Source organism: Brevibacillus reuszeri (assembly GCF_001187725.1).
Taxonomy (GTDB): domain Bacteria; phylum Bacillota; class Bacilli; order Brevibacillales; family Brevibacillaceae; genus Brevibacillus; species Brevibacillus reuszeri.
Window position 1 is genome coordinate 1 of record NZ_LGIQ01000016.1, and the last position, 19,407, is coordinate 19,407.

General features: G+C 48.8%; 19 protein-coding genes. 2 read left to right on the top strand and 17 right to left on the bottom strand.

Features of this window, described 5'->3' with window-relative positions:
* Positions 1 to 240 precede the first annotated feature (240 nt).
* From ADS79_RS30560 to groES, 6 genes are all read right to left on the bottom strand, one after another.
* Positions 241 to 1,023 (bottom strand): HAD family hydrolase, encoded by a 783-nt coding sequence (locus ADS79_RS30560; protein ID WP_049742264.1) that lies wholly within the window; start codon positions 1,021 to 1,023, stop codon positions 241 to 243.
* Complete coding sequence (locus ADS79_RS30565) at positions 1,020 to 1,841, bottom strand: carbohydrate ABC transporter permease (protein ID WP_049742265.1); 822 nt, start codon at positions 1,839 to 1,841, stop codon at positions 1,020 to 1,022. The genes ADS79_RS30560 and ADS79_RS30565 overlap by 4 nt, the downstream gene beginning before the upstream one ends.
* Positions 1,842 to 1,851: 10 nt before the next feature.
* Entirely contained in the window at positions 1,852 to 2,811 is a 960-nt protein-coding gene (locus ADS79_RS30570) for a carbohydrate ABC transporter permease (RefSeq protein WP_049742266.1), read from the bottom strand.
* Between the two features lie 78 nt (positions 2,812 to 2,889).
* Positions 2,890 to 4,197, bottom strand: a complete 1,308-nt coding sequence (locus tag ADS79_RS30575) for an ABC transporter substrate-binding protein (protein ID WP_049742267.1) — start codon at positions 4,195 to 4,197, stop codon at positions 2,890 to 2,892.
* Positions 4,198 to 4,502: 305 nt separating this feature from the next.
* Positions 4,503 to 6,134, bottom strand: coding sequence for a chaperonin GroEL (groL, locus tag ADS79_RS30580; protein WP_049742268.1), 1,632 nt, complete (start codon positions 6,132 to 6,134; stop codon positions 4,503 to 4,505).
* A gap of 54 nt (positions 6,135 to 6,188) precedes the next feature.
* The gene (gene groES, locus ADS79_RS30585) at positions 6,189 to 6,473 is read right to left on the bottom strand and encodes a co-chaperone GroES (protein ID WP_049742269.1); all 285 of its coding nucleotides are present in this window, start codon (positions 6,471 to 6,473) and stop codon (positions 6,189 to 6,191) included.
* Positions 6,474 to 6,735: 262 nt separating this feature from the next.
* On the opposite strand from groES, the gene ADS79_RS30590 reads away from it, so the two are divergent.
* Positions 6,736 to 8,073 carry a CAP domain-containing protein gene (locus ADS79_RS30590; RefSeq protein ID WP_049742270.1) on the top strand — a complete coding sequence of 446 codons (1,338 nt, stop codon included), beginning with the start codon at positions 6,736 to 6,738 and terminating at the stop codon, positions 8,071 to 8,073.
* A 70-nt stretch (positions 8,074 to 8,143) separates the two neighbouring features.
* On the opposite strand, the gene ADS79_RS30595 is transcribed toward ADS79_RS30590, so the two are convergent.
* The 6 genes from ADS79_RS30595 to ADS79_RS30620 form a co-directional block, all read right to left on the bottom strand.
* Complete coding sequence (locus tag ADS79_RS30595) at positions 8,144 to 8,554, bottom strand: hypothetical protein (RefSeq protein ID WP_049742271.1); 411 nt, start codon at positions 8,552 to 8,554, stop codon at positions 8,144 to 8,146.
* 164 nt (positions 8,555 to 8,718) lie between these two features.
* Positions 8,719 to 9,492, bottom strand: coding sequence for a twin-arginine translocase subunit TatC (tatC, locus tag ADS79_RS30600; protein ID WP_049742272.1), 774 nt, complete (start codon positions 9,490 to 9,492; stop codon positions 8,719 to 8,721).
* A gap of 18 nt (positions 9,493 to 9,510) precedes the next feature.
* The gene (locus ADS79_RS30605; protein WP_049742273.1) at positions 9,511 to 9,891 is read right to left on the bottom strand and encodes a twin-arginine translocase TatA/TatE family subunit; all 381 of its coding nucleotides are present in this window, start codon (positions 9,889 to 9,891) and stop codon (positions 9,511 to 9,513) included.
* Between the two features lie 42 nt (positions 9,892 to 9,933).
* The gene (locus ADS79_RS30610; RefSeq protein ID WP_049742274.1) at positions 9,934 to 10,935 is read right to left on the bottom strand and encodes a molybdopterin-binding protein; all 1,002 of its coding nucleotides are present in this window, start codon (positions 10,933 to 10,935) and stop codon (positions 9,934 to 9,936) included.
* The gene (locus tag ADS79_RS30615; protein WP_049742275.1) at positions 10,929 to 11,444 is read right to left on the bottom strand and encodes a MogA/MoaB family molybdenum cofactor biosynthesis protein; all 516 of its coding nucleotides are present in this window, start codon (positions 11,442 to 11,444) and stop codon (positions 10,929 to 10,931) included. The genes ADS79_RS30610 and ADS79_RS30615 overlap by 7 nt, the downstream gene beginning before the upstream one ends.
* Before the next feature lie 98 nt (positions 11,445 to 11,542).
* On the bottom strand, positions 11,543 to 12,121 hold the full coding sequence (locus ADS79_RS30620; protein WP_049742276.1) for a 5-formyltetrahydrofolate cyclo-ligase: 579 nt from the start codon (positions 12,119 to 12,121) through the stop codon (positions 11,543 to 11,545).
* Between the two features lie 106 nt (positions 12,122 to 12,227).
* Here ADS79_RS30620 and ADS79_RS30625 point away from each other — a divergent pair, with 106 nt between their 5' ends.
* On the top strand, positions 12,228 to 14,162 hold the full coding sequence (locus ADS79_RS30625) for an ABC-F family ATP-binding cassette domain-containing protein (RefSeq protein ID WP_049742277.1): 1,935 nt from the start codon (positions 12,228 to 12,230) through the stop codon (positions 14,160 to 14,162).
* Between the two features lie 2 nt (positions 14,163 to 14,164).
* Here the strand turns inward: ADS79_RS30625 and ADS79_RS30630 are convergent, their stop codons facing one another.
* From ADS79_RS30630 to tsaE, 5 genes are all read right to left on the bottom strand, one after another.
* Positions 14,165 to 16,411 carry an alkaline phosphatase family protein gene (locus ADS79_RS30630; protein WP_049742278.1) on the bottom strand — a complete coding sequence of 749 codons (2,247 nt, stop codon included), beginning with the start codon at positions 16,409 to 16,411 and terminating at the stop codon, positions 14,165 to 14,167.
* A gap of 266 nt (positions 16,412 to 16,677) precedes the next feature.
* Positions 16,678 to 17,760, bottom strand: coding sequence for a tRNA (adenosine(37)-N6)-threonylcarbamoyltransferase complex transferase subunit TsaD (gene tsaD, locus ADS79_RS30635; protein ID WP_049742279.1), 1,083 nt, complete (start codon positions 17,758 to 17,760; stop codon positions 16,678 to 16,680).
* On the bottom strand, positions 17,760 to 18,215 hold the full coding sequence (rimI, locus tag ADS79_RS30640) for a ribosomal protein S18-alanine N-acetyltransferase (RefSeq protein WP_049742280.1): 456 nt from the start codon (positions 18,213 to 18,215) through the stop codon (positions 17,760 to 17,762). Before rimI ends, tsaD begins: the two co-directional genes overlap by 1 nt.
* 4 nt (positions 18,216 to 18,219) lie before the next feature.
* Entirely contained in the window at positions 18,220 to 18,942 is a 723-nt protein-coding gene (gene tsaB, locus ADS79_RS30645; protein ID WP_049742281.1) for a tRNA (adenosine(37)-N6)-threonylcarbamoyltransferase complex dimerization subunit type 1 TsaB, read from the bottom strand.
* Complete coding sequence (gene tsaE / locus ADS79_RS30650; RefSeq protein ID WP_049742282.1) at positions 18,923 to 19,393, bottom strand: tRNA (adenosine(37)-N6)-threonylcarbamoyltransferase complex ATPase subunit type 1 TsaE; 471 nt, start codon at positions 19,391 to 19,393, stop codon at positions 18,923 to 18,925. The genes tsaB and tsaE overlap by 20 nt, the downstream gene beginning before the upstream one ends.
* Positions 19,394 to 19,407 lie beyond the last annotated feature (14 nt).

Here is a 19,407-nt window from a genome sequence, read left to right on the forward strand (position 1 = left end):
GGCAAATCATTTAATGATAGACTCATTAACGCTTTCGCTGTTCAGTTTTCAAAGAGCATTTTCTTCGTTGGCGCTCGTGGCGCCGACCTTTTAAACTATATCAGGTCTTTCTCGCAAAATCAAGGGTTATTTTTTAGAAGTTCAAGTTTTTTTCATTCTCTTTAAAAATTCCCTTCAAAAGCGACAAGGTCTATCTTAACAACTTGCAAACAAAAATGCAAGAAGAAAAACAAATAAATCTTATCCCCCCTTTTCCTCGTTTAAAATCAGCATTAACTCATCCATAGAATAGATCACCACAGTGGGTAAAAATTCGCTCGGAAGCGTGCTTGCAGCAGAATTCCTACTCTCTTTCTTCCACTTCTCCAAGCATCGGGCGATCATTCTCTGATCACCCGAGCGAAGCTGAGCTTCAAGAGCTCTTAATTCATCCGGTAGTTTTCTATCAATAAATACAGAAGTAACATTTCGAAGATTAGCCATTCGTACATCATGATCCAGTCTATCCCCAACATGCGCGACTACATCTCCTGGGAGCATATCCAGTATCTTCGGATCAGGTTTTCCCGTTCCAGCTCTTTCGGGCGTCAATACTTCATCGAAGAAATCGAGCAATCCCAGCGCTTCCATGACAGGCGCCTGGAACTTGTAAAATCCATTAGTTACAACTGCCAGCGCAAAACCGCTGTCCTTTATCGCGCGCAGCACCTTCAAAATCCCGGGCTCAAGCAAATGAATCTTGGGGGAAACCGCATGCTTGCGTAGTAGCGGCTCAATCTCAAACGACTCCGTCACTCCCAGCTGCTTGCACTGCATGCCCAAAATATCGTCCCAATCATACGCTTCTACGTACCTTCCTTGCTCCATGCGACGCTCGTGCTCAGCGACCATCTCGGCAATTACATCACAGGTCCATCCCAGCTTCCCGGAGACCACAGCTGCGATCTCCGGAAATACCCAGACTCCAAACGGATTTTGCATGAGCGTGCCATCCAAATCAAAAGTTACCCAACGCTTGCTCATTTAATCGCCCCCGACGTCAGTCCTTCAATAAACTGTTTCGATGCAAACAAAAAAGCAATGATCATCGGCAAAGATGAGATGGTTAAGCTAGCAAACAACATATTCCACTCTGTATCGTATTCACCAAACAGAGTAAGCACCCCTAAAGGAATTGTACTCAGCTCCTCGCTTTTTAAAAAAATCAGTGGGTAAAAGAAATCGTTCCATACTCCAATCAGATGAACAATCCCCACAGTTGCAAGGGCGGGCTTCATGAGAGGCAGGATGATTTTGTAATACACTTGAAATCCGTTGCAGCCATCTAGCCTCGCCGATTGATCAAGCTCCGTCGGCAACGTTCGAAAAAATCCGTAAAACACAAATACAGCAAAAGGAATACCACCAGCCACATACAAAATCACGAGCGACGTGAGTGTATCTAAAAGCTGAAGATTCAACATCATCATATACAGCGGCAAAATAGCGAGCTTCATCGGCAGCATCAGACCAACCATAAAAAAGAACAAAACGTACGAATTCCATCGAAACTTATAGCGAGAGAGATAGAAGGCAGCGAGCGATGAAATAAACAGGATGAAAAAGACAGAGAGTCCGCTCACATAGATACTATTCCATATATAAGCGCCAAAGTTGACCTTCTCCCATACGGACACGTAATTTTCGATCGAAAAAGTATGCGGCAATCCTAGCGGTTCAGTGAGAATCTCCATATTGCTTTTAAAAGAAGAAGCGATCATCAGGAAAATTGGGTACAGGGCCAAAAAAGCAAAGAATGACAGAAACAGGTACTTTGCATACTGTCCGAGACGTACCGTCATGTTCTCCCTCCTACTGTTCATATTCTTTTCTTTTAAAGAAAAAGAGCAGGACGGCTGTTGCACTCGAAATCATTAGGAAAAGCACTACCGCCAGTGCCGATCCAAGTCCTATCGATTCGCCACCCGCTACAGAGCCAAATGCCAGCCTGTAAAAATAGGTAGCCAACACATCCGTTGAAAAGTAAGGTCCTGCCTGTGAGCCCTGCATCGCAAAAATGAGCTCAAACGTCTCAAACGCGCCAATAAAGCTAAGAATCGTCATTACCATAATCGAAGGCATAGCGAGTGGAACGGTTATCTTCCAAAGCATAGTAAAGCCAGAGGCTCCATCAATTTTGGCGGCATCGTATATTTCCGTCGGGATTGCCTGCAAGCCTGCAAGGAAAATAAGCACAGCAAACCCCAAGCCATACCAGCTATTGACCAAAATGATTGTGTACAAGGCCGTATCCGGGCTCCCAAGCCATGGTCTAGCCCATTCCTCCAATCCAATAAAAGTAAGAAACGTATTCAAGGCACCATAAGTAGGATTCAGAATCAAACTAAACAAGAAACCAACCACAATCACCGACAGCAGCTTCGGCAGAAAAATCACCATCTTGAAAAACTCTTTGCCACGGATTTTGCTGTTAATAACGAGCGCAATCAGAAAGGCCACAATCAGCTTGCTAACCACAATTCCGATAAAAAAGATAACGTTATGGCCGAGTCCACGGAAAAACGTCTCCTTGAAAGGGGACTCTGTAAACAGCCTCACGAAGTTTTCTAAACCGATAAATGCACCGCGCTTCAGACCATCCCAGGCAAAGAAGCTGTTTAGAAATGCTGAAAAGATCGGAAATACCTGAAACCAAATGTAGAAAAGCAGAGCAGGTAACAAAAACAAATGGACCATGTGCTTTTTCCAATTTACGCTCCGCGCGCTAGCCGTCTTTGTTTTGATCGCAGTCTTTTTTTCCAGTACAGGCATGGTAGTGAAGCTCCTCTCTAAAAAAGGTACAGCCAAGCAGCCAGCTCTGACTGTACCTTCATTTTCCTCGTTCCGGCCTTACTTTTTCGGTTTGAACCATTTATCAGCAGAAGCTTGCGTATCGCCCGCTACCTTTTCAACATCGATCTGATTGATATACAGCCCTTGCAGGGAATCTTCAAACGTGGTCTTCGTTGTAGGCGTTCCTTCTCCAAAGTGAACGAGCATCAAAAAGGGCGCCATGCTCTTTTCGCTTAGCTGTGTCATTTTCTGCACCAGTGGATGCTTCGGAGTTACTCCAGAAATCGCGCTTAGTCGATTCAGATCATCACTAAACATTTGTCCAAATTCCTTAGACGCAATCCACTCGACAAAAATCTTGGACTCTTCCGGATGCTTAGTTGACTTGGCAATGCCATAAGAGCCATCCACCCAATTGATCATGGGAGTCTCTCCGCCCTTTTCCTTCGCTAAAGCCGGCAGAATATCGATAGGTAAGTCAGGGCTTTGCTTTTCAAACGTCTCCAGTCGATAGCTGCCGTTGATATACATGGCAGCCTTGCCCGTATAGAAAAGCGCTTGCGCATCTTTGTCATCAATTCCTATAAAGTCAGGTGGGAAAAAGGGAGCTAATTCCTGCATCCGCTTGATAGACTCTGTAAAAGCCGGATCGGTAAATTTGGCTTGACCGGACAAGAGCTGTTCCACGTACTCGTTTCCGCCATAGGAGCTTGTTCCAATCACGCTATGGGCGATAGACAGCAGATAGGATGCCTTGCCCGCTTGTGCGATTGGTATGATTCCTTTTTTCTGAAGCTCAGAGGATACCTGTAACAGCTCGTCCCATGTTTGCGGTGGTACTAGACCATTCTCCTCAAATAGCTTTTTGTTATAAAAAATGACTGCGGAGTTGATCGAGAGTGGTATTCCGTACACCTTTTGATCGCTGCCGCGTGCTGCATCCAAGTACGATTGCTCTATTTCTGCGACTCCCTTCACATCATCGAGCGGAAGCAAATAACCTGCGTCTGCAATCGAGGTCGCACCTGAGTACGGTCGGAGCTGCACAATATCTACACCCGTCCCTGATGTGAGAGAATTACTTAGAATCGTGTTGTATTCCGTTGATTTAAACGATTTGAATTTCACCTTGATGTTGGTATGCTGCTTTTCAAACTCAGTAAGAAACTTGGCGTAGGCATCCTTATCCTCTGTGCGCCAGCTGTACATGACAAGCTCTACCGGCTCCCCTTTTGCCGGTTCTGCGGCTGGTGCGGACGTTCCCTCGGTTTGTCCCCCTGACACTGGCGCCGATGTCCCACCATTACACGCAGCCAAGACTAACATTAGCACTACACAAAACAACCAAACCCCTACACGTCTCATTAAAAAATCTCCTCCATGCAAGATTTATGGTGCTTGTCTTCTGTGCAAAATTCTCTTTGTAGTAATATTTTACAATCTATTATAAATTCAGGAAATATTTTTTCAACAAAATATTCGTATTTTTCAGATAATAGTTCAAAAGAATTACGCCCTTGTCATTAAGAAAACCTCTATCGAGACCTCAAGGAGCGATCGCGTTTAGTGGAAAGTTATCATGCGCTAGCCTTATGCTTATAAATTCTTATACGTACAAAAAAAAGAGAGGCAGACGTTTGTCTGCCTCTCTCGAAACGGTAGTCCGTTTCTTACATCATGCCCATACCGCCCATGCCACCCATATCTGGCATGCCCATAGGAGCTTTGTTTTCTTCTGGTTTGTCAGCAATTACTGCTTCTGTAGTCAGGAACATAGCTGCTACAGATGCTGCATTGGACAGTGCGGAACGAGTAACTTTCGCCGCGTCTACGATACCAGCTTCGAGCATGTTCACATACTCTTCGGTAGCAGCGTTGAAGCCGATACCTACAGCTTCTTTTTTCAGACGCTCTACGATTACAGATCCTTCCAGACCTGCGTTCGCTGCGATTTGACGAACTGGCTCTTCCAGGGAGCGGAGTACGATTTGTACACCAACAGCCTCTTCGCCGTCTACTTTGATTGCTTCAACTGCTTTAATTGCATTGATCAGAGCAGTACCACCACCAGGTACGATACCCTCTTCTACTGCAGCACGAGTAGAGTTGAGAGCGTCCTCGATGCGGAGTTTCTTCTCTTTCAATTCGGTTTCAGTAGCTGCGCCAACTTTAACTACTGCTACGCCACCAGCCAGTTTAGCCAGACGCTCTTGCAGTTTTTCACGATCGAAATCGGAAGTCGTATCTTCGATTTGTTGACGGATTTGAGCTACGCGGCCTTCGATTGCAGCTTTGTCGCCAGCACCTTCAACAACAGTTGTGTTTTCTTTGGTAACCACGATTTTGCCAGCGCGGCCCAATTGGTCCAGCTTGGTGGATTTCAGATCCAGACCCAGCTCCTCTGTGATCACTTCGCCACCAGTCAGAGCAGCGATGTCTTGCAGCATAGCTTTGCGGCGATCGCCGAAGCCAGGTGCTTTAACCGCTACAGCTGTGAAGGTACCACGCAGTTTGTTTACTACGAGAGTAGCCAAAGCTTCGCCTTCTACATCTTCAGCGATGATCAAGAGAGGTTTGCCGCTTTGTACTACTTGCTCCAGTACAGGCAGAACTTCTTGGATGTTGGAGATTTTTTTGTCAGTGATCAAGATGTAAGGGTTGGAGAGAACTGCTTCCATCTTGTCAGTGTCAGTGATCATGTAAGGGGAAGCGTAGCCGCGGTCAAATTGCATACCTTCTACTACTTCCAGCTCTGTTACGAATCCTTTGGATTCTTCAACAGTGATTACGCCATCTTTGCCCACTTTTTCCATAGCTTCAGCGATCAGGTTTCCTACTTCAGGATCGTCAGCGGAAATAGCAGCTACTTGCGCGATAGAAGATTTGTTCTCAACCGGCTTCGCGATGGATTTGATTTCTTCAACAGCAGCGCGAACTGCTTTTTCCATACCGCGACGGATAACCATTGGGTTAGCGCCAGCAGTTACGTTTTTCAGACCTTCACGGATCATAGCTGCAGCCAGAACAGTTGCAGTAGTAGTACCGTCACCCGCGATGTCGTTCGTTTTGGTAGCAACTTCTTTAACCAGTTGCGCACCCATGTTTTCGTAAGCATCTTCCAGCTCGATTTCTTTCGCGATGGTTACACCGTCGTTTGTGATCAATGGGGAGCCGAATTTTTTCTCCAGTACCACGTTACGGCCTTTTGGACCGAGTGTAACTTTTACTGCGTTTGCCAGTGTTTCAACACCGCGGAGCATCGAGCGGCGAGCGTCTTCAGAGAATTTCACTTGTTTTGCCATCTTATCTCTACCTCCTGTTATGTGTTTTTCGTTCGACTTCCTATGTCAAGAGCCTTAACCGATGATCGCGAGGATATCGGATTCGCGCAGCACGAGGTATTCTTTATTGTCTACCTTTACTTCAGTACCAGCGTATTTGGAGAAGATTACTTTATCGCCGTCTTTTACTTCCAACGCGATGCGCTCGCCGTTGTCAGCAACACGACCAGAACCTACTGCGATTACGCGGCCTTCTTGCGGTTTTTCCTTTGCAGAATCAGGCAAAACGATACCGCTTGCAGTCGTTTCGTCTTTGGAGATAGCTTCGATTACCACACGGTCACCCAATGGCTTAAGCACTAAAAACACCCTCCTCAAAAAATGTAGGTAAACAAATTTACTGTTGTTAGCACTCGACTTGTATGAGTGCTAACACCCAATTCCTATAATAATTGAATCACTATGTACTTTGCAAGTAGTTTCCCTCACTTTTTTCCATTTGAAATCTCTGAATCCACTTTTTCTAGCAGAGCGCCCTAGTAAAGAGTTCTAGTAATCAGACTCGCTCATATAAATCAATCATAGAATCAGATTAGAGCTACCTCAAGGAGGGAACCCTCACATGCACAAATGGCTTTGGATCGGAATCATCGTGCTCTGTGTCCTGGTGATTGGTCGCTTCTTCTCATCCGATAACACTTCCTTTATCCGTGTCAGCATTTACCCTGCCTCGATTTACTGGGACGGGAGGGAAATCATCACGGGGGACAAGCCCGGCTTTTATAAAGAAGGAAGCTCAGAGCTGCCCGCAACCATTGAATATCGCGGTACTGTCTACGTTCCATTGTCCATCGTAGGCCGTCATCTGAACAAACCAGTAGGCTGGGATCATACGACTCATTTTGCCTGGGTAGGTCAGCCTCCCGCTTTGGGTGAGTCTGCCGCTAGTGCAAGCTCCCCTACAGAAGCTGTGCCAGCTGATCTGCCACCAGCCGTACCCGCAAGTGCAGCTGTTCAGCCCACTGGCGACAACACCCCCCCCGCAGCCTCGGAAAAAAAGCAGCCGAACACCCTTTTCGGCGTGACTCTTGGCATGTCCGCACAGGAAGTAACAAAGCAGCTCGGTGAACCAGCCCGAAAAGAGCCGAGCAGCCTGGGCTATCAATGGTGGATTTATAACAGCGATCCGTCCCGGTACGTGCAAATAGGGATAGCTGACGACAAGGTTGTGGATGTATACTCCCTCGCCCCACAAGCCACTCTCGGCAATGTCGGGGTTGGAACGAACCAGCAGTCGCTTGAACGTCAATACGATCTGCAAAGCATCGTCTCCTTTTCCTATATGGGCGCCCAAATCCAAATGACAAACCAGAAGCAGCAGCGCCCTCTCGTCATGTCTAATGGCACACCCTATATCTATTATTTGGATAAGGAAAACGGCAATAAAGTGACTGCCGTGCGCATGATCGACACTCTGATGCTGCTGCGCGGCGGTTTTTACGAAACCAAATGGACGTATCGAGGAAAGTCCCCTGATTTCAATCCCCCAGCACTCAGTGTTGGCGAGCGTGAATTAGTCAACGCGGCCTATGAGCGTCAGATTCTGGATCTCGTCAACGTGTCACGCTATCGCTACAAGCTGCCTGCGCTTCAGTGGAATGAAAAGGCGGCACAAGTAGCACGAACCCATAGCCATGACATGGAGGCAAATAATTTCTTCGATCATATCTCCGCAACGACAGGGGCCAGTCCTTTTGATCGTTTAAAGCAAGCCTCCATCTCTTACAGCATGGCAGGCGAAAATATCGCAGCAGGTTACCCCGATGCGATTGAAGCCCATGAAAGCTGGATGAACAGCCCAGGTCACCGCAAAAACGTTTTGGAAAAGGACTTTACTCAGTTGGGAGTAGGTGTAATCGCTGACTACTACACACAAGCCTTTCTGACACCAAGCAATTAAAACTACTACATGAATCGGATAAAACCGGCACGTCTTTTTATACAGACGACCGGTTTTTCCATGCTTGGAATCAGGGAAGCTGGACCTGCTTTCGCAGCTGGTCCACTTTTGCTCCAAACTCCATAACGACTGTCTCATATTCCTTCGTATGCAAAATCAGCCATGGCCTGCGACTTCCCTTTTTGGGCATAATGACAAACATCTCTGCAATATCTGTATCGATTCCGGAAGAAGCATGGCTCAAGTGCTGCACCGGCGCCAGCGGAATTTTCACAATCATCGCGTTTTCAAGCGACGGGTTAAGCTCCAGCACACGCCCACTTACACTATGCAACAGCTTCTGCGCCTCCACCTGAAACGCTTCTGCATTTGCAAATGTCGCGATGACCTTTTGTTGATCGGAGTCAAATAACTCCACCTGCTCTGCCGCATTTGCTGTCCCACCGGAAAAAAACAAGGCTAAGCAAAGAATCAGCCACATCTCGTTGAACTGCACCTCCCCTCGAATAACTTTCCTAGTATTTCCTATCTCGTTTCATACATCCATGCGCAAAGCAATCGCATCCCCTTTTCCGAAAAGCATCGAGCTCTTTTGCTCAGAAAAAAAGCCTTCTGCTATAAATAACAGAAGACTTCCCGACCCCGTTAGCGAACTACCTCGTCCGCTTCCAGGTTGTATTCACTTTCCCATTCCTCTTGTTCCTTCAACTGCTTGCGGTACACAATTCGCGATAGCCAAATGCTGAGTTCATACAGAAGCAGCAATGGAATGATCACGAGAATATCACTCACAATATCTGGCGGCGTCAACGTAACACCTATAACCGTCAAACCGAAATAGGCAAACCTGCGGACCTTTGCAAGTCGCATCGGGTTGAGAATACGTAAACGCGTGAGGAACATAACAATGATCGGCAGCTGAAACAACACGCCAAACGGTATCACCATATTGAACATAAATCCGTAATACTCGCCGATACCGTAGTTAGGATTTACGCCAATGCTGGCAGATGTCGAGGTCATAAACTGCATGATCATCGGAAAAACGACATAGTACCCAAACAAAATGCCAGTCACAAACAGAAAACTTGCGGCAGGGATAAAATAAAGCGATCCTCTCCGCTCGTTTTCCTGCAAACCAGGTGAAACAAACCGCCATACATGAAAGAGCGCCACAGGAAGAGTGGCAACAACTCCAATGAGAAAAGCAAACTGCATGTACACGCGAAGTGCGTCCGAGGGATGCAAGGAGATGATCGGCACTCCATCTGCAATCGGCTCTTGCTTCAAATACTCAATGAGCGGACCGGCACAGAAGAAGCCGGCAATCAACGCGACAATAAATACGGCCAACACCCAAATAATGCGCCTACGCAATTCTGTCAGGTGTTCGACCACTGTCATTTCCTGATCCGTCATGGCAACCACCTTACCCAATTACGCCTTTTGCTGTTCTTTTTCTAGCTGCATGCGCTCCATTTCCAGCTTTTCGCGGACTTCCTTTTCAATGCGCTCGCGTTCGATTCTCTCGCGAATCTCTCGCTCAATCTTTTCGCGGTCAAACGCATCCTTTTCCGTCACTACTGCAGCTTTTGCTGCCGTGTCCTTGCCAGCTGCAGATGTGTCTTTCGCGGCCAGCTCCTTGCGCTTTGCTTCATCGTCGTCTTCCTCATCACTTGTCAGACTGCGGGTGGCATTCTTGAATTCTTTCAAGGTATGGCCAACGGCACGCCCCAGCTCTGGGAGCTTTTTCGGACCAAACAGAACGAGCGCTAAAATCAAAATTAAAATTAATCCAGGAATCCCAATACTGCTCATTTGTCTCCACTCCTTTTTCCTGTTATTTGTCAGTCTAACCAGCTAGAACTTTCGTAAACCACCATATCCCAACCTCGTCATGTCAGAAGCCCCAATTTTTTCTCCCGCCAAAATCCGAGGTAGAAAAACGTCAAACGAGGTAAATGGCTCGTGCATGACAGCTCCAGGCAGACCCAAGATCGGGACATCGCCTTTGTAGGCAACCATCAGCATGGAGCCAGGCAGCATCGGTGTGCCATATCTTACCACTTCTGCCCCTACACCTGCAATTGCTCCTGGCGTGCGGTCATCAGGGTCAACAGACATACCACCTGTAACCAGTACCAAATCGACACCTTTATCGAGAAAATAGTGAATCTCCTGCTCAATGGCTGCTTTGTCATCAGGAGCAAAGCGCTGCTCGACAACCGTTGAACCAAGTGCCTCCACCTTGGATTGAATCACTGGACCGAATTTGTCTGGAATACGCCCGGAAAAAACTTCACCGCCCGTAGTGACAAGACCAACCGATTTATCCAAGAAAGACTTCACTTGCACGATCGGCTCACCAAACTGCTTCGCCAGCTGCTCCAATTCAACGATGCGCGCCTCTTCCATAATCAACGGGATAATCCGGGTAGCCGCCAGCGTGTGACCTGGATGAACGACCTGATCCCCGTACATGGTTGAAAATGCGATTCCTTCCAGTGCATTCAGCGCATGCACAGCTTCCTCGTTGATTTTGGCTAGTCCGGAACGGGATGCCTTCATCGAGACTTTTCCCTCGTAAGGCTGCGTTAATGTCAAGCCTTCGCCGGAAACAGCCTTGGCGATCCGAATCCCTGCTTCTTCCTCATGAATAAAGCCTTCTGGCATTTCCAGAACGTAAATATGTTCTTTTCCGATCGACAAGAGAGGCTCGATATCCGCTTCTGTAACCACATGACCCTTTTTAAACAGACGGCCCTTGAATTCTCCGGGCAGAATTTGTGTCATGTCGTGTGGCAGCATCATGCCAATCGCTTCACGTACAGGCACTTCACGCATTTGCGGTTTTTCTACCAACCCAATCCTCCCCAATCTTCATTGGCCTCTCCTGTTCCCTGCAAAATGTGCAAGGCATCCGCAAGCATATCGCCAATGGCGTTAAAACAGATTTCTACGCCTTTCGGATTGCCAGGAAGGTTGATAATCAATGAATTTCCACGCGTACCCGCAACGGCTCGCGTCAACATCGCCCGACGAGATTGCTGCAGGCCGGCACGGCGCATTTCTTCTGCCAGCCCAGGTACAGGTCTGTCCATTACCCATGCCGTTACTTCCGGGGTCACATCGCGCGGGCTCAGACCGGTCCCGCCTGTTACGATCAATAGGTCACACTTTTCTCGATCCACAAACTCGATCATGTTTTCCTTCAAGTCTTCCATATCATCGGTAACGGCACGGTATACAGCGACATCTACGTGCAGCCATTCCCTTGTCAGATGACGAATGATCGGAATACGATCATCTGTCCGCTCTCCTCTGGCAATCGAATCACTTGCCGAAATTACGCCTACCTTCCATTTGCCCACAGCTCATTCCTCCGTTTTTTCATTCGATAGTATTGTACACTTTTTTGTCCATGCTGTAGAGAGTGCTGGCAGAAAAGAGAGTTCCTGACACAAAACGTTCACGAATGAAAAAGGCCTTCCTCCGTCACCACAGCATCCAGAGGAATATCGTGTGGCTCAAGCGGAACATGGTCAACTACCTGCATGGAGAATCCGACTCCGAGTAAATAAGGCCGCGCCATCAGTCCTGCCAAAAAGCGATCATAAAATCCGCCTCCATAGCCCATCCGTCCACCAGACCGATCAAAGGCAACACCTGGAACAAGCACTACATCGAGCTTTGCTATATCTGCTTCTACTGCTTTTTCGGGATCAGGCTCCCAGATTCCATATACTCCCTGCTTTAACATCTCCGGTCCGCTAAATACGTACGGAACCAGTCTTCTCTCAGCCAAAAGCGTCAGCGGCAGCCAGATTTCCTGTCCCCGTCCTCTCGCCTGCTCCACAAACGGAAGAATATCCAATTCTGCGCCAAATGGATGAAAAGCCGTAATTGCTTTGGCTCCAGCCACTCGCTCACATGCTAGCAAATGTCGACACGCCTGCTCAGAGCGAAGCTTGCGTTCTTCCGGCGGCATTGCTTTACGCGCCTCCATAATATGGGTTCGGAGCTGTTTTTTATCCGCTTTTTTGTCCATGACAACCGCTCTCCTTTTGCACGAGTCCAAACAACGCCCCCTGCAGGCTTGTCCCGTACACTCTCTCTAGGCTACACTTGCATTAGTATATAAAGAGGTGAACCACATGATCTTGCTACAAGCTGAACATATAGAAAAAACGTATGGCGTCGAGACCATTCTACAGGACATTTCCCTGCAAATACAAACGGGCGAACGCGTTGGCCTTGTCGGTGTCAATGGCGCCGGAAAATCAACCTTGATGAAGATTCTCGCTGGCGAGCTTAGCTATGACGGCGGAATTGTACGGATTCCCAAAGAGGTTTCGATCGGCTACTTGGCCCAAAACAGCGGACTGGAATCGGACAGAAGCATTTGGGACGAGCTGCTTTCTGTCTTTGAACATCTACAGGTCGAGGAAAAGGAGCTGCGCGAGCTCGAGGCAAAGATGGGTGATCCCGCCATTCTCGCCGATGAAAAACGGTACCAACAGCTGCTGGAGAATTATTCCCGCCGCTCGGAAGCGTTCAAGGAACGAGGGGGCTACAGCTATGAAGGCGCGATCCGCGGTGTACTGCACGGGCTGCGCTTTGCCGATATGGACTACCAGACTCTCATTCGCACTCTGAGTGGCGGTCAAAAAACGCGGCTGGCTCTAGCCAAGCTGCTGCTGCAATCACCAACCATCCTGCTACTCGACGAGCCGACCAACTACCTGGATATTGAAACACTCACCTGGCTCGAAGCGTATCTGCAAAACTATCAGGGTGCCATCCTCGTAGTCTCCCATGACCGTTACTTCCTGGACAAGCTGGTGACGGTGGTGTATGAAATCGAGCGGACACGCGCCACACGCTATGTTGGCAACTACAGTCAATTCCTCGATCAAAAGGCTGCGCGACTCGAACAGGATTTGAAGCGATTTGAAAAGCAGCAGGATGAAATCGCCAAGCTGGAAGATTTTATCGCTCGAAACATCGCTCGTGCTACGACAACCAAACGTGCACAAAGCAGAAGGAAAACATTGGAAAAAATTGACCGCATGGACAAGCCGATCATGAAAAACAAGTCCGTCCATTTTTCCTTCGATGTCTCAAAAATGAGCGGAACCATCGTGATGAAGGCGTCACATGTTGCGATTGGCTACCCGGATGCTGTCCTTTCCTCTGGCATTACGTTTGAGCTTGAACGCGAAGAAAGGGTTGCACTAGTTGGGCCTAACGGAATCGGAAAGTCCACCTTGCTCAAAACAATCGTGGAGCAGCTGAGCGCTCTTCGTGGCAGTATTCAATTTGGCAGCAACGTCACGATCGGCTACTACGATCAGGAGCATCGCAATCTGAACGAGCGAAATACGGTGCTCGGTGAAATTTGGGATGAATATCCGCAAATGCTGGAAAAGGACGTGCGTACTTTGCTGGGCAACTTCCTGTTCAGTGGGGACGATGTACAAAAGCGCATTTCCGACCTGTCTGGTGGAGAACGCGCACGTGTATCCCTGGCAAAGCTGATGCTAAGGCAAGCGAACTTCCTGATTTTTGACGAGCCTACCAACCATCTGGACATTTTCAGCAAGGAAGTATTGGAGAATGCGCTCTATGATTATCCCGGAACCATTCTGTTCGTCTCCCATGACCGCTACTTCCTGAATAAGATCTCCACGCGGGTGCTTGAGCTGACAGGCGATGGCGTAACCAGTTATTTGGGCAACTACGATTACTTTGTGGAAAAAAAGCAAGAACTGGCGGAGCTTGCAGCCGAGCAAGCAGCACTCTCAGTAAAAAAGCAGGGTACGGCGGCCGTCGCTCAACCGGAAAAATCGTCCTACGAGCTGGATAAGGAAGCGAAGAAGCGCGAGCGTCAACGCCAGCGACGTTTGGAAGAGATCGAGGCGACAATCCAAAAGAGAGAAGCGGATATTGCCAAATGGGAAGAGGAGCTGTGTCTTCCCGAAATCTATAGCGACCATGTTCAGGCAAAAGAAAGAAACGATCAGATTCATGCTGCCAAAAACGAGCTGGAGCAGCTTTATGAAGAATGGAGCGAGCTGTCCGAGGCTTAGGCTCAAGTCGAGCAGCGCTCGTGTGCCGGCTCCTCCAGCGCAGCATAAAGTGCCAGAACGACGAGAAAAACGATGCAGGTGGCTGCGGTCACGATACCAGAGTCATTCAGCACGAGTCCTGCCAAGGAACCAGCAATGACTCCCGCAAAGCCTTTTACCAGATAAGGCGTATCCAGCGCCAAATGACGCAAGAACCGATCGTTTCTAAGCGCCAATAGGCCCAGCACGACGAGAGAGACGACAAATACTTTACTCCACATCGAAACTCGGATTAACCGCACGTTCATAGCCAGCTTGCGCTCGAGCATTTTGCTGACCTCTGCCCATTCTCCCGACACGATTTGTTGGGAAACACGACCGACATGCGTCAATGGTTGGTCGGTCAACAGGCTTCCGGCAATCAGCGTAATGATACCGATCATGAGGCCGCCTGCCAACAGCAGGAGGCCTTTTTTGCCCAACCGCCAGTCCTGCAGCCTCGCAAAGGCCACGAAAAAACCGACTAAACCGGCGAGGAAGCCACCTGCATCTGTACCCAAGCCTGGTGCCACCATATAGTACAGGATTGTCCCGAACAAAAGGGTGGCACCAATCGGCACCAGATTGCTTTTCCGAGTCAATTCCTTACTGCCAGATAACCTGCTAACCTGATAAAGTGAAGCGACAAAGAGAATGGCACTGCCGATCAATACACCCTCATATTCGTTTCCCAATCCATAAAAGCGAGCTCCAATAACCGGATCATATCCCAGATACGAATGGCGCATCATCGTTGCTCCAGTCCATCCATCAATCAATATGGAAAACATCGTTACACCACTAATAGTCAGCGTCGTATGGGCAAGTGAGCGATGCTCCTGCAAAAAGGCAGCCAATAGTGCGACCGTAATAAGAAGGCCCAGTACTATCTGACCTGAAGCCTTCCACCCGAGCAGTCCTTCTACAAGCAGGAGAAAGGGAAACCAGAGTAGAGCAAGCAGAGCGAGGCGAACCCCTCGACGCAGTCCGGTGTAGATTGCTCCTTCCCTTCTTTTTCCCCACAGCCACATAAGTGCAGCGCAGGCAAGTGTAATGATTTGCAGCATGACATAGGTGTAGATTACAGCCGGCCGGGTCGCATAGGTGTGATGAATTTGCTTTACCTGATCCAGCAGTTCACTTATCGTCGTCCTCTCTCTATCGACCCGCAGCACATGCCCAGTCAACCCGCTCGGCTGCGGAACGTTCAACCACGCTAAAATTGTAGGCAAAATATCTACGCCGCTGATCAGACCTGATTGACGCGTCGTTGCTGACGTGAGGAGACCGTTGTCTTTGTTGCCCCAGACTAAAATCGGTGACAGCAGTGCTTTCTCCTTTGTCGCCCTCGCATGAACTGCCGGTGACAGGAGCATGATGAGCTGGTTCTCTCTGCGCTCCTGCAAAACTTGATCCAAAAACAAAGACAAATCCGTCAGCACCTGCTGATAGTGACGGGCAAACTGGCTCGGCTCCATATCATCAGCGAGCTGGTAGAGACGGGACAAGTCTGCTAGTTGAACAGAGATGAGTCCTGACTTTTGATCAGCTTGTATTTGTTTGCTGATATATTCGTAGTTCGTTTTTACCCCATACGGATACCCTGTTGCAGGCAACAAGCTGCTTTCTGTTATATCACCGTACGGCACACGACCGGCCTCATCCATTGCAAACAAAACACCGTGACGCTGACGAACCTCTTCATAATCGCCATTGCCATAGGACGTGACCCTCATTCCATTTGCAGCAAGTGTCTCTCCCAAAAGCCCAATCCGTGCAGAAAACGGCTTGTTTTCATTTTCTGTGAGCAAACGATAAATACCAGGATACACAATAGATGTGCTCTCCCGTCCGAAACCAGCGACTCCACCTAGCTCCCGCACCCGATCTCCCGCTGTTTCTCTGCCAGATAACAGCTCGTCGGCATGATAAGCCGTTCCACTTTTCACACTGTACTGGGCCTGTCCTCCGCTTCCCAAAAGCAAATAGCCATTTGGGGCTGTTCGCGCTCCAGGTGTGCGCATGGAAACCGCGCCTGCAGAGGATTCCTTTATCCATTTATCCACAGCCGGATTGCCTATGAATGCCTCCATATCCAAAAAAGACATTCCCTCCACAAACAGCATGACAACTTGTTGCCCTTCCTTCGCCTTCACCACACCATTTCCGATATTGGTAGACGCAAGCAATATCAGGAATGACAATGCACTAAGCAGAATCTTTGTCTTCACGAGATGCCTCCTGTTGATAACTTCGGTCGTCTTATCCACATTTTCCACAAGATAATCCACAGGCTGTGCTTGTCTCATCCAGCGGTCTTTCCGGGCTTTTTCTACGTTATCACCAGTATTCACAGGTAGGGGTGTGATCAACCTACAAAGTTATCCTGCTTTGTGGATAATTATTGTTCTGCTCGAGAATCAGGGCACTGACAAATAAAAAACAGGGGTTTATCCTCCGTGGATAGACCCCTGTAGCTTGATTGAGAAAGTGTGTATTACTGTTCAGTAAGCGACAAGCCAGGTACGCCGTTCAGATCCAGCTTGGCAAACTGCCCTTTTTCATACTTGATATATCCTGCCGCTGCGATCATGGCAGCATTGTCCGTACAAAGCGAAAATGGCGGGATAACAAGCGGAACTCCTTCTGCCTTGCACCGCTCCTGCAGCCGATCACGCAATCCCCGATTGGCAGCTACACCGCCCGCCAGAAGCACCTGCTTCGCTCCGTATTCGCGCACGGCCCGCAGCGTTTTTTCTACAAGCACCTCTGTCACGGAGTTTTGGAAGCTGGCCGCCAGATTCACTGGCTCAATGGATTCTCCCCGCTGAGCAGCATTGTGCAGCGTGTTGAGCACAGCTGATTTCAAACCACTAAAGCTGAAGTCGTACGAGCCTGGCTCCAGCCACGAGCGAGGAAGTGGTACATTTGCCACGCCTTCGTGTGCAAGCCGGTCAATATGTGGTCCGCCCGGGTACGGTAAATTCAGTGCTCGAGCTACCTTGTCGTACGCTTCACCTGCAGCGTCATCACGCGTTTCACCCAAAATTTCAAACTGCCCATGCCCCTTCATCCAGACCAGCTCGGTGTGTCCGCCAGAGACGACCAGCGCAATCAATGGAAAGTCCATTTCCTCAACCAAGCGGTTCGCATAGATGTGACCCGCAATATGATGTACGCCAATCAGCGGAATCCCTCTCGCCAAAGAAACGGCTTTGGCTGCTGCAACTCCGACCAAAAGTGCACCGACGAGACCGGGACCATACGTAACCGCAATCGCCTGGATATCAGCCAGCGTCTTGCCTGCATCCGCCAATGCTTCTTCGATCGTTAACGTAATGTTCTCTACGTGTCTGCGAGAAGCAACCTCTGGCACGACACCCCCAAAGCGCTTGTGAATGTCGGCTTGGGAGGCAATCACATTGGAGAGCACCTCACGCCCGTCACGGACAACAGATGCAGAGGTTTCATCACAGCTGGTCTCAATCCCCAAAATATAGGTTGGAGCGCCTGACTCCTTATGTGCCTGATAAGCTTCTTGTACGCGCTTCTCGTAGCGCGAGGTATATGTCTTGTTCATTACAATGTCACCCACATAATTATTGCGTCCTCGTTATTGTCCGAATAATACCTTTTACGTACGCCATGCTCTTTGAATCCGAGCTTGATGTACATATTTCTCGCCACGACGTTGGATGGTCGTACTTCTAATGTCATGCTGTGTGCTCCAAACGATCTTGCTACGCTCATCATTTTGATCATAAGTCCCAGCCCGATTTTCTTTCCGCGAAACAGCGGATGGACTGCAACATTCGTGATATGCGCTTCATCAATCACAATCCACATGCCGCAGTAAGCGACGATCCGATTCTGATGAACGACAACGACATAACGCGCATTCGGATTCATCGTCAGCTCGTTGACGAAAGCATCGTGCGGCCATGGTGTTGAAAAGGACAACCGCTCCAGCTCGGCGACTGCCCCGACATCTTGCATTGTCATAAAGCGGTATTCCAAGCCTGATTGTTGACTCATATGATTACTCCTTTACCAAACCCTCCTGCTTTTGTGCCAGCCATTTCGCTTCCGCTTCCGCCAATTGAAGATATTCCGGAACGAGCTCATGCACATTGCTTTCATTCTGCAGCTTTTTCATCGCCAAATAGCCGATGTGTGCTGCTCGCGGATGATTCGAAGCGGGGGAGGCAAATCTCGCCTGCTCACCCAGCGCCTGTACAATCGCTTCTTTGTGTATCCGAACATCTTCGCCAAGAAACAGGATTGCCTCTCCCTGTGCCTGATCCCGAAGCTGTGGAAGCCATTCCTGGAGCAGAATGATTTTTTCATTTTCACAAGCCCGTACACTCTCCATGCCTTCAGTGCGATAGCATCCTGTGTAAACCTGTCCCCTGCGTGCATCAAACAGCGGCACAATCATACCTGGAAATCCAAGAGCATTCATCGCCACTGCCTGCAGACTGGAAATTCCGATAACAGGAATGTCGAGGGACCATGCCATCGTTTTTGCCGAGGCTACCCCAATCCTTACACCCGTGTAGGAACCAGGGCCATTGGCTACACCCAGACCGCTCAGCTGCTCTGGTAACGTTCCTGTTGTATCCAGCAATTCATTCACACAATCCATGAGGCGAATCGAATGGTTTTTTTGCTGGTTGGTTGTCATCTCCGCGAGGACCCGTTCTTCCTCAACGATAGCTACACTTAATACCAGGTTGGATGTATCAATCGCCAATACACGCATCAAAATCAAACTCCTCACACAATTTCACATATCGCGCGCCCTGTGGTACGAGCTTGATCGTCCGCTCGTCTGCCCCGTCCGTGCGCAGGTAAACGGTCAGTCGCTCCTGTGGAAGCACCTCTTCAATCAAGGAAGCCCACTCTACCACACAGACACCTTCACCAAAAAAATAATCATCAAGCCCAAGCGAGTCCACATCATCGCCTACCCGATACACATCCATATGGTATAACGGTAAACGCCCCTGATATTCTTTTATGATTGTAAACGTCGGACTGTTCACTACTTGGGAAACGTCAAGTCCTCGTCCCAAGCCTTGGGTAAACGTAGTCTTGCCGGCGCCAAGATCCCCTTCAAGCGCCATGAGATCGCCAGGCTGCAGCAGCTCTGCCAGACATGCAGCAAAACGCTGCGTTTGAGCTGCACCGGTAAGCCTCCATGTATATGTCATGTTCGTCATCACTC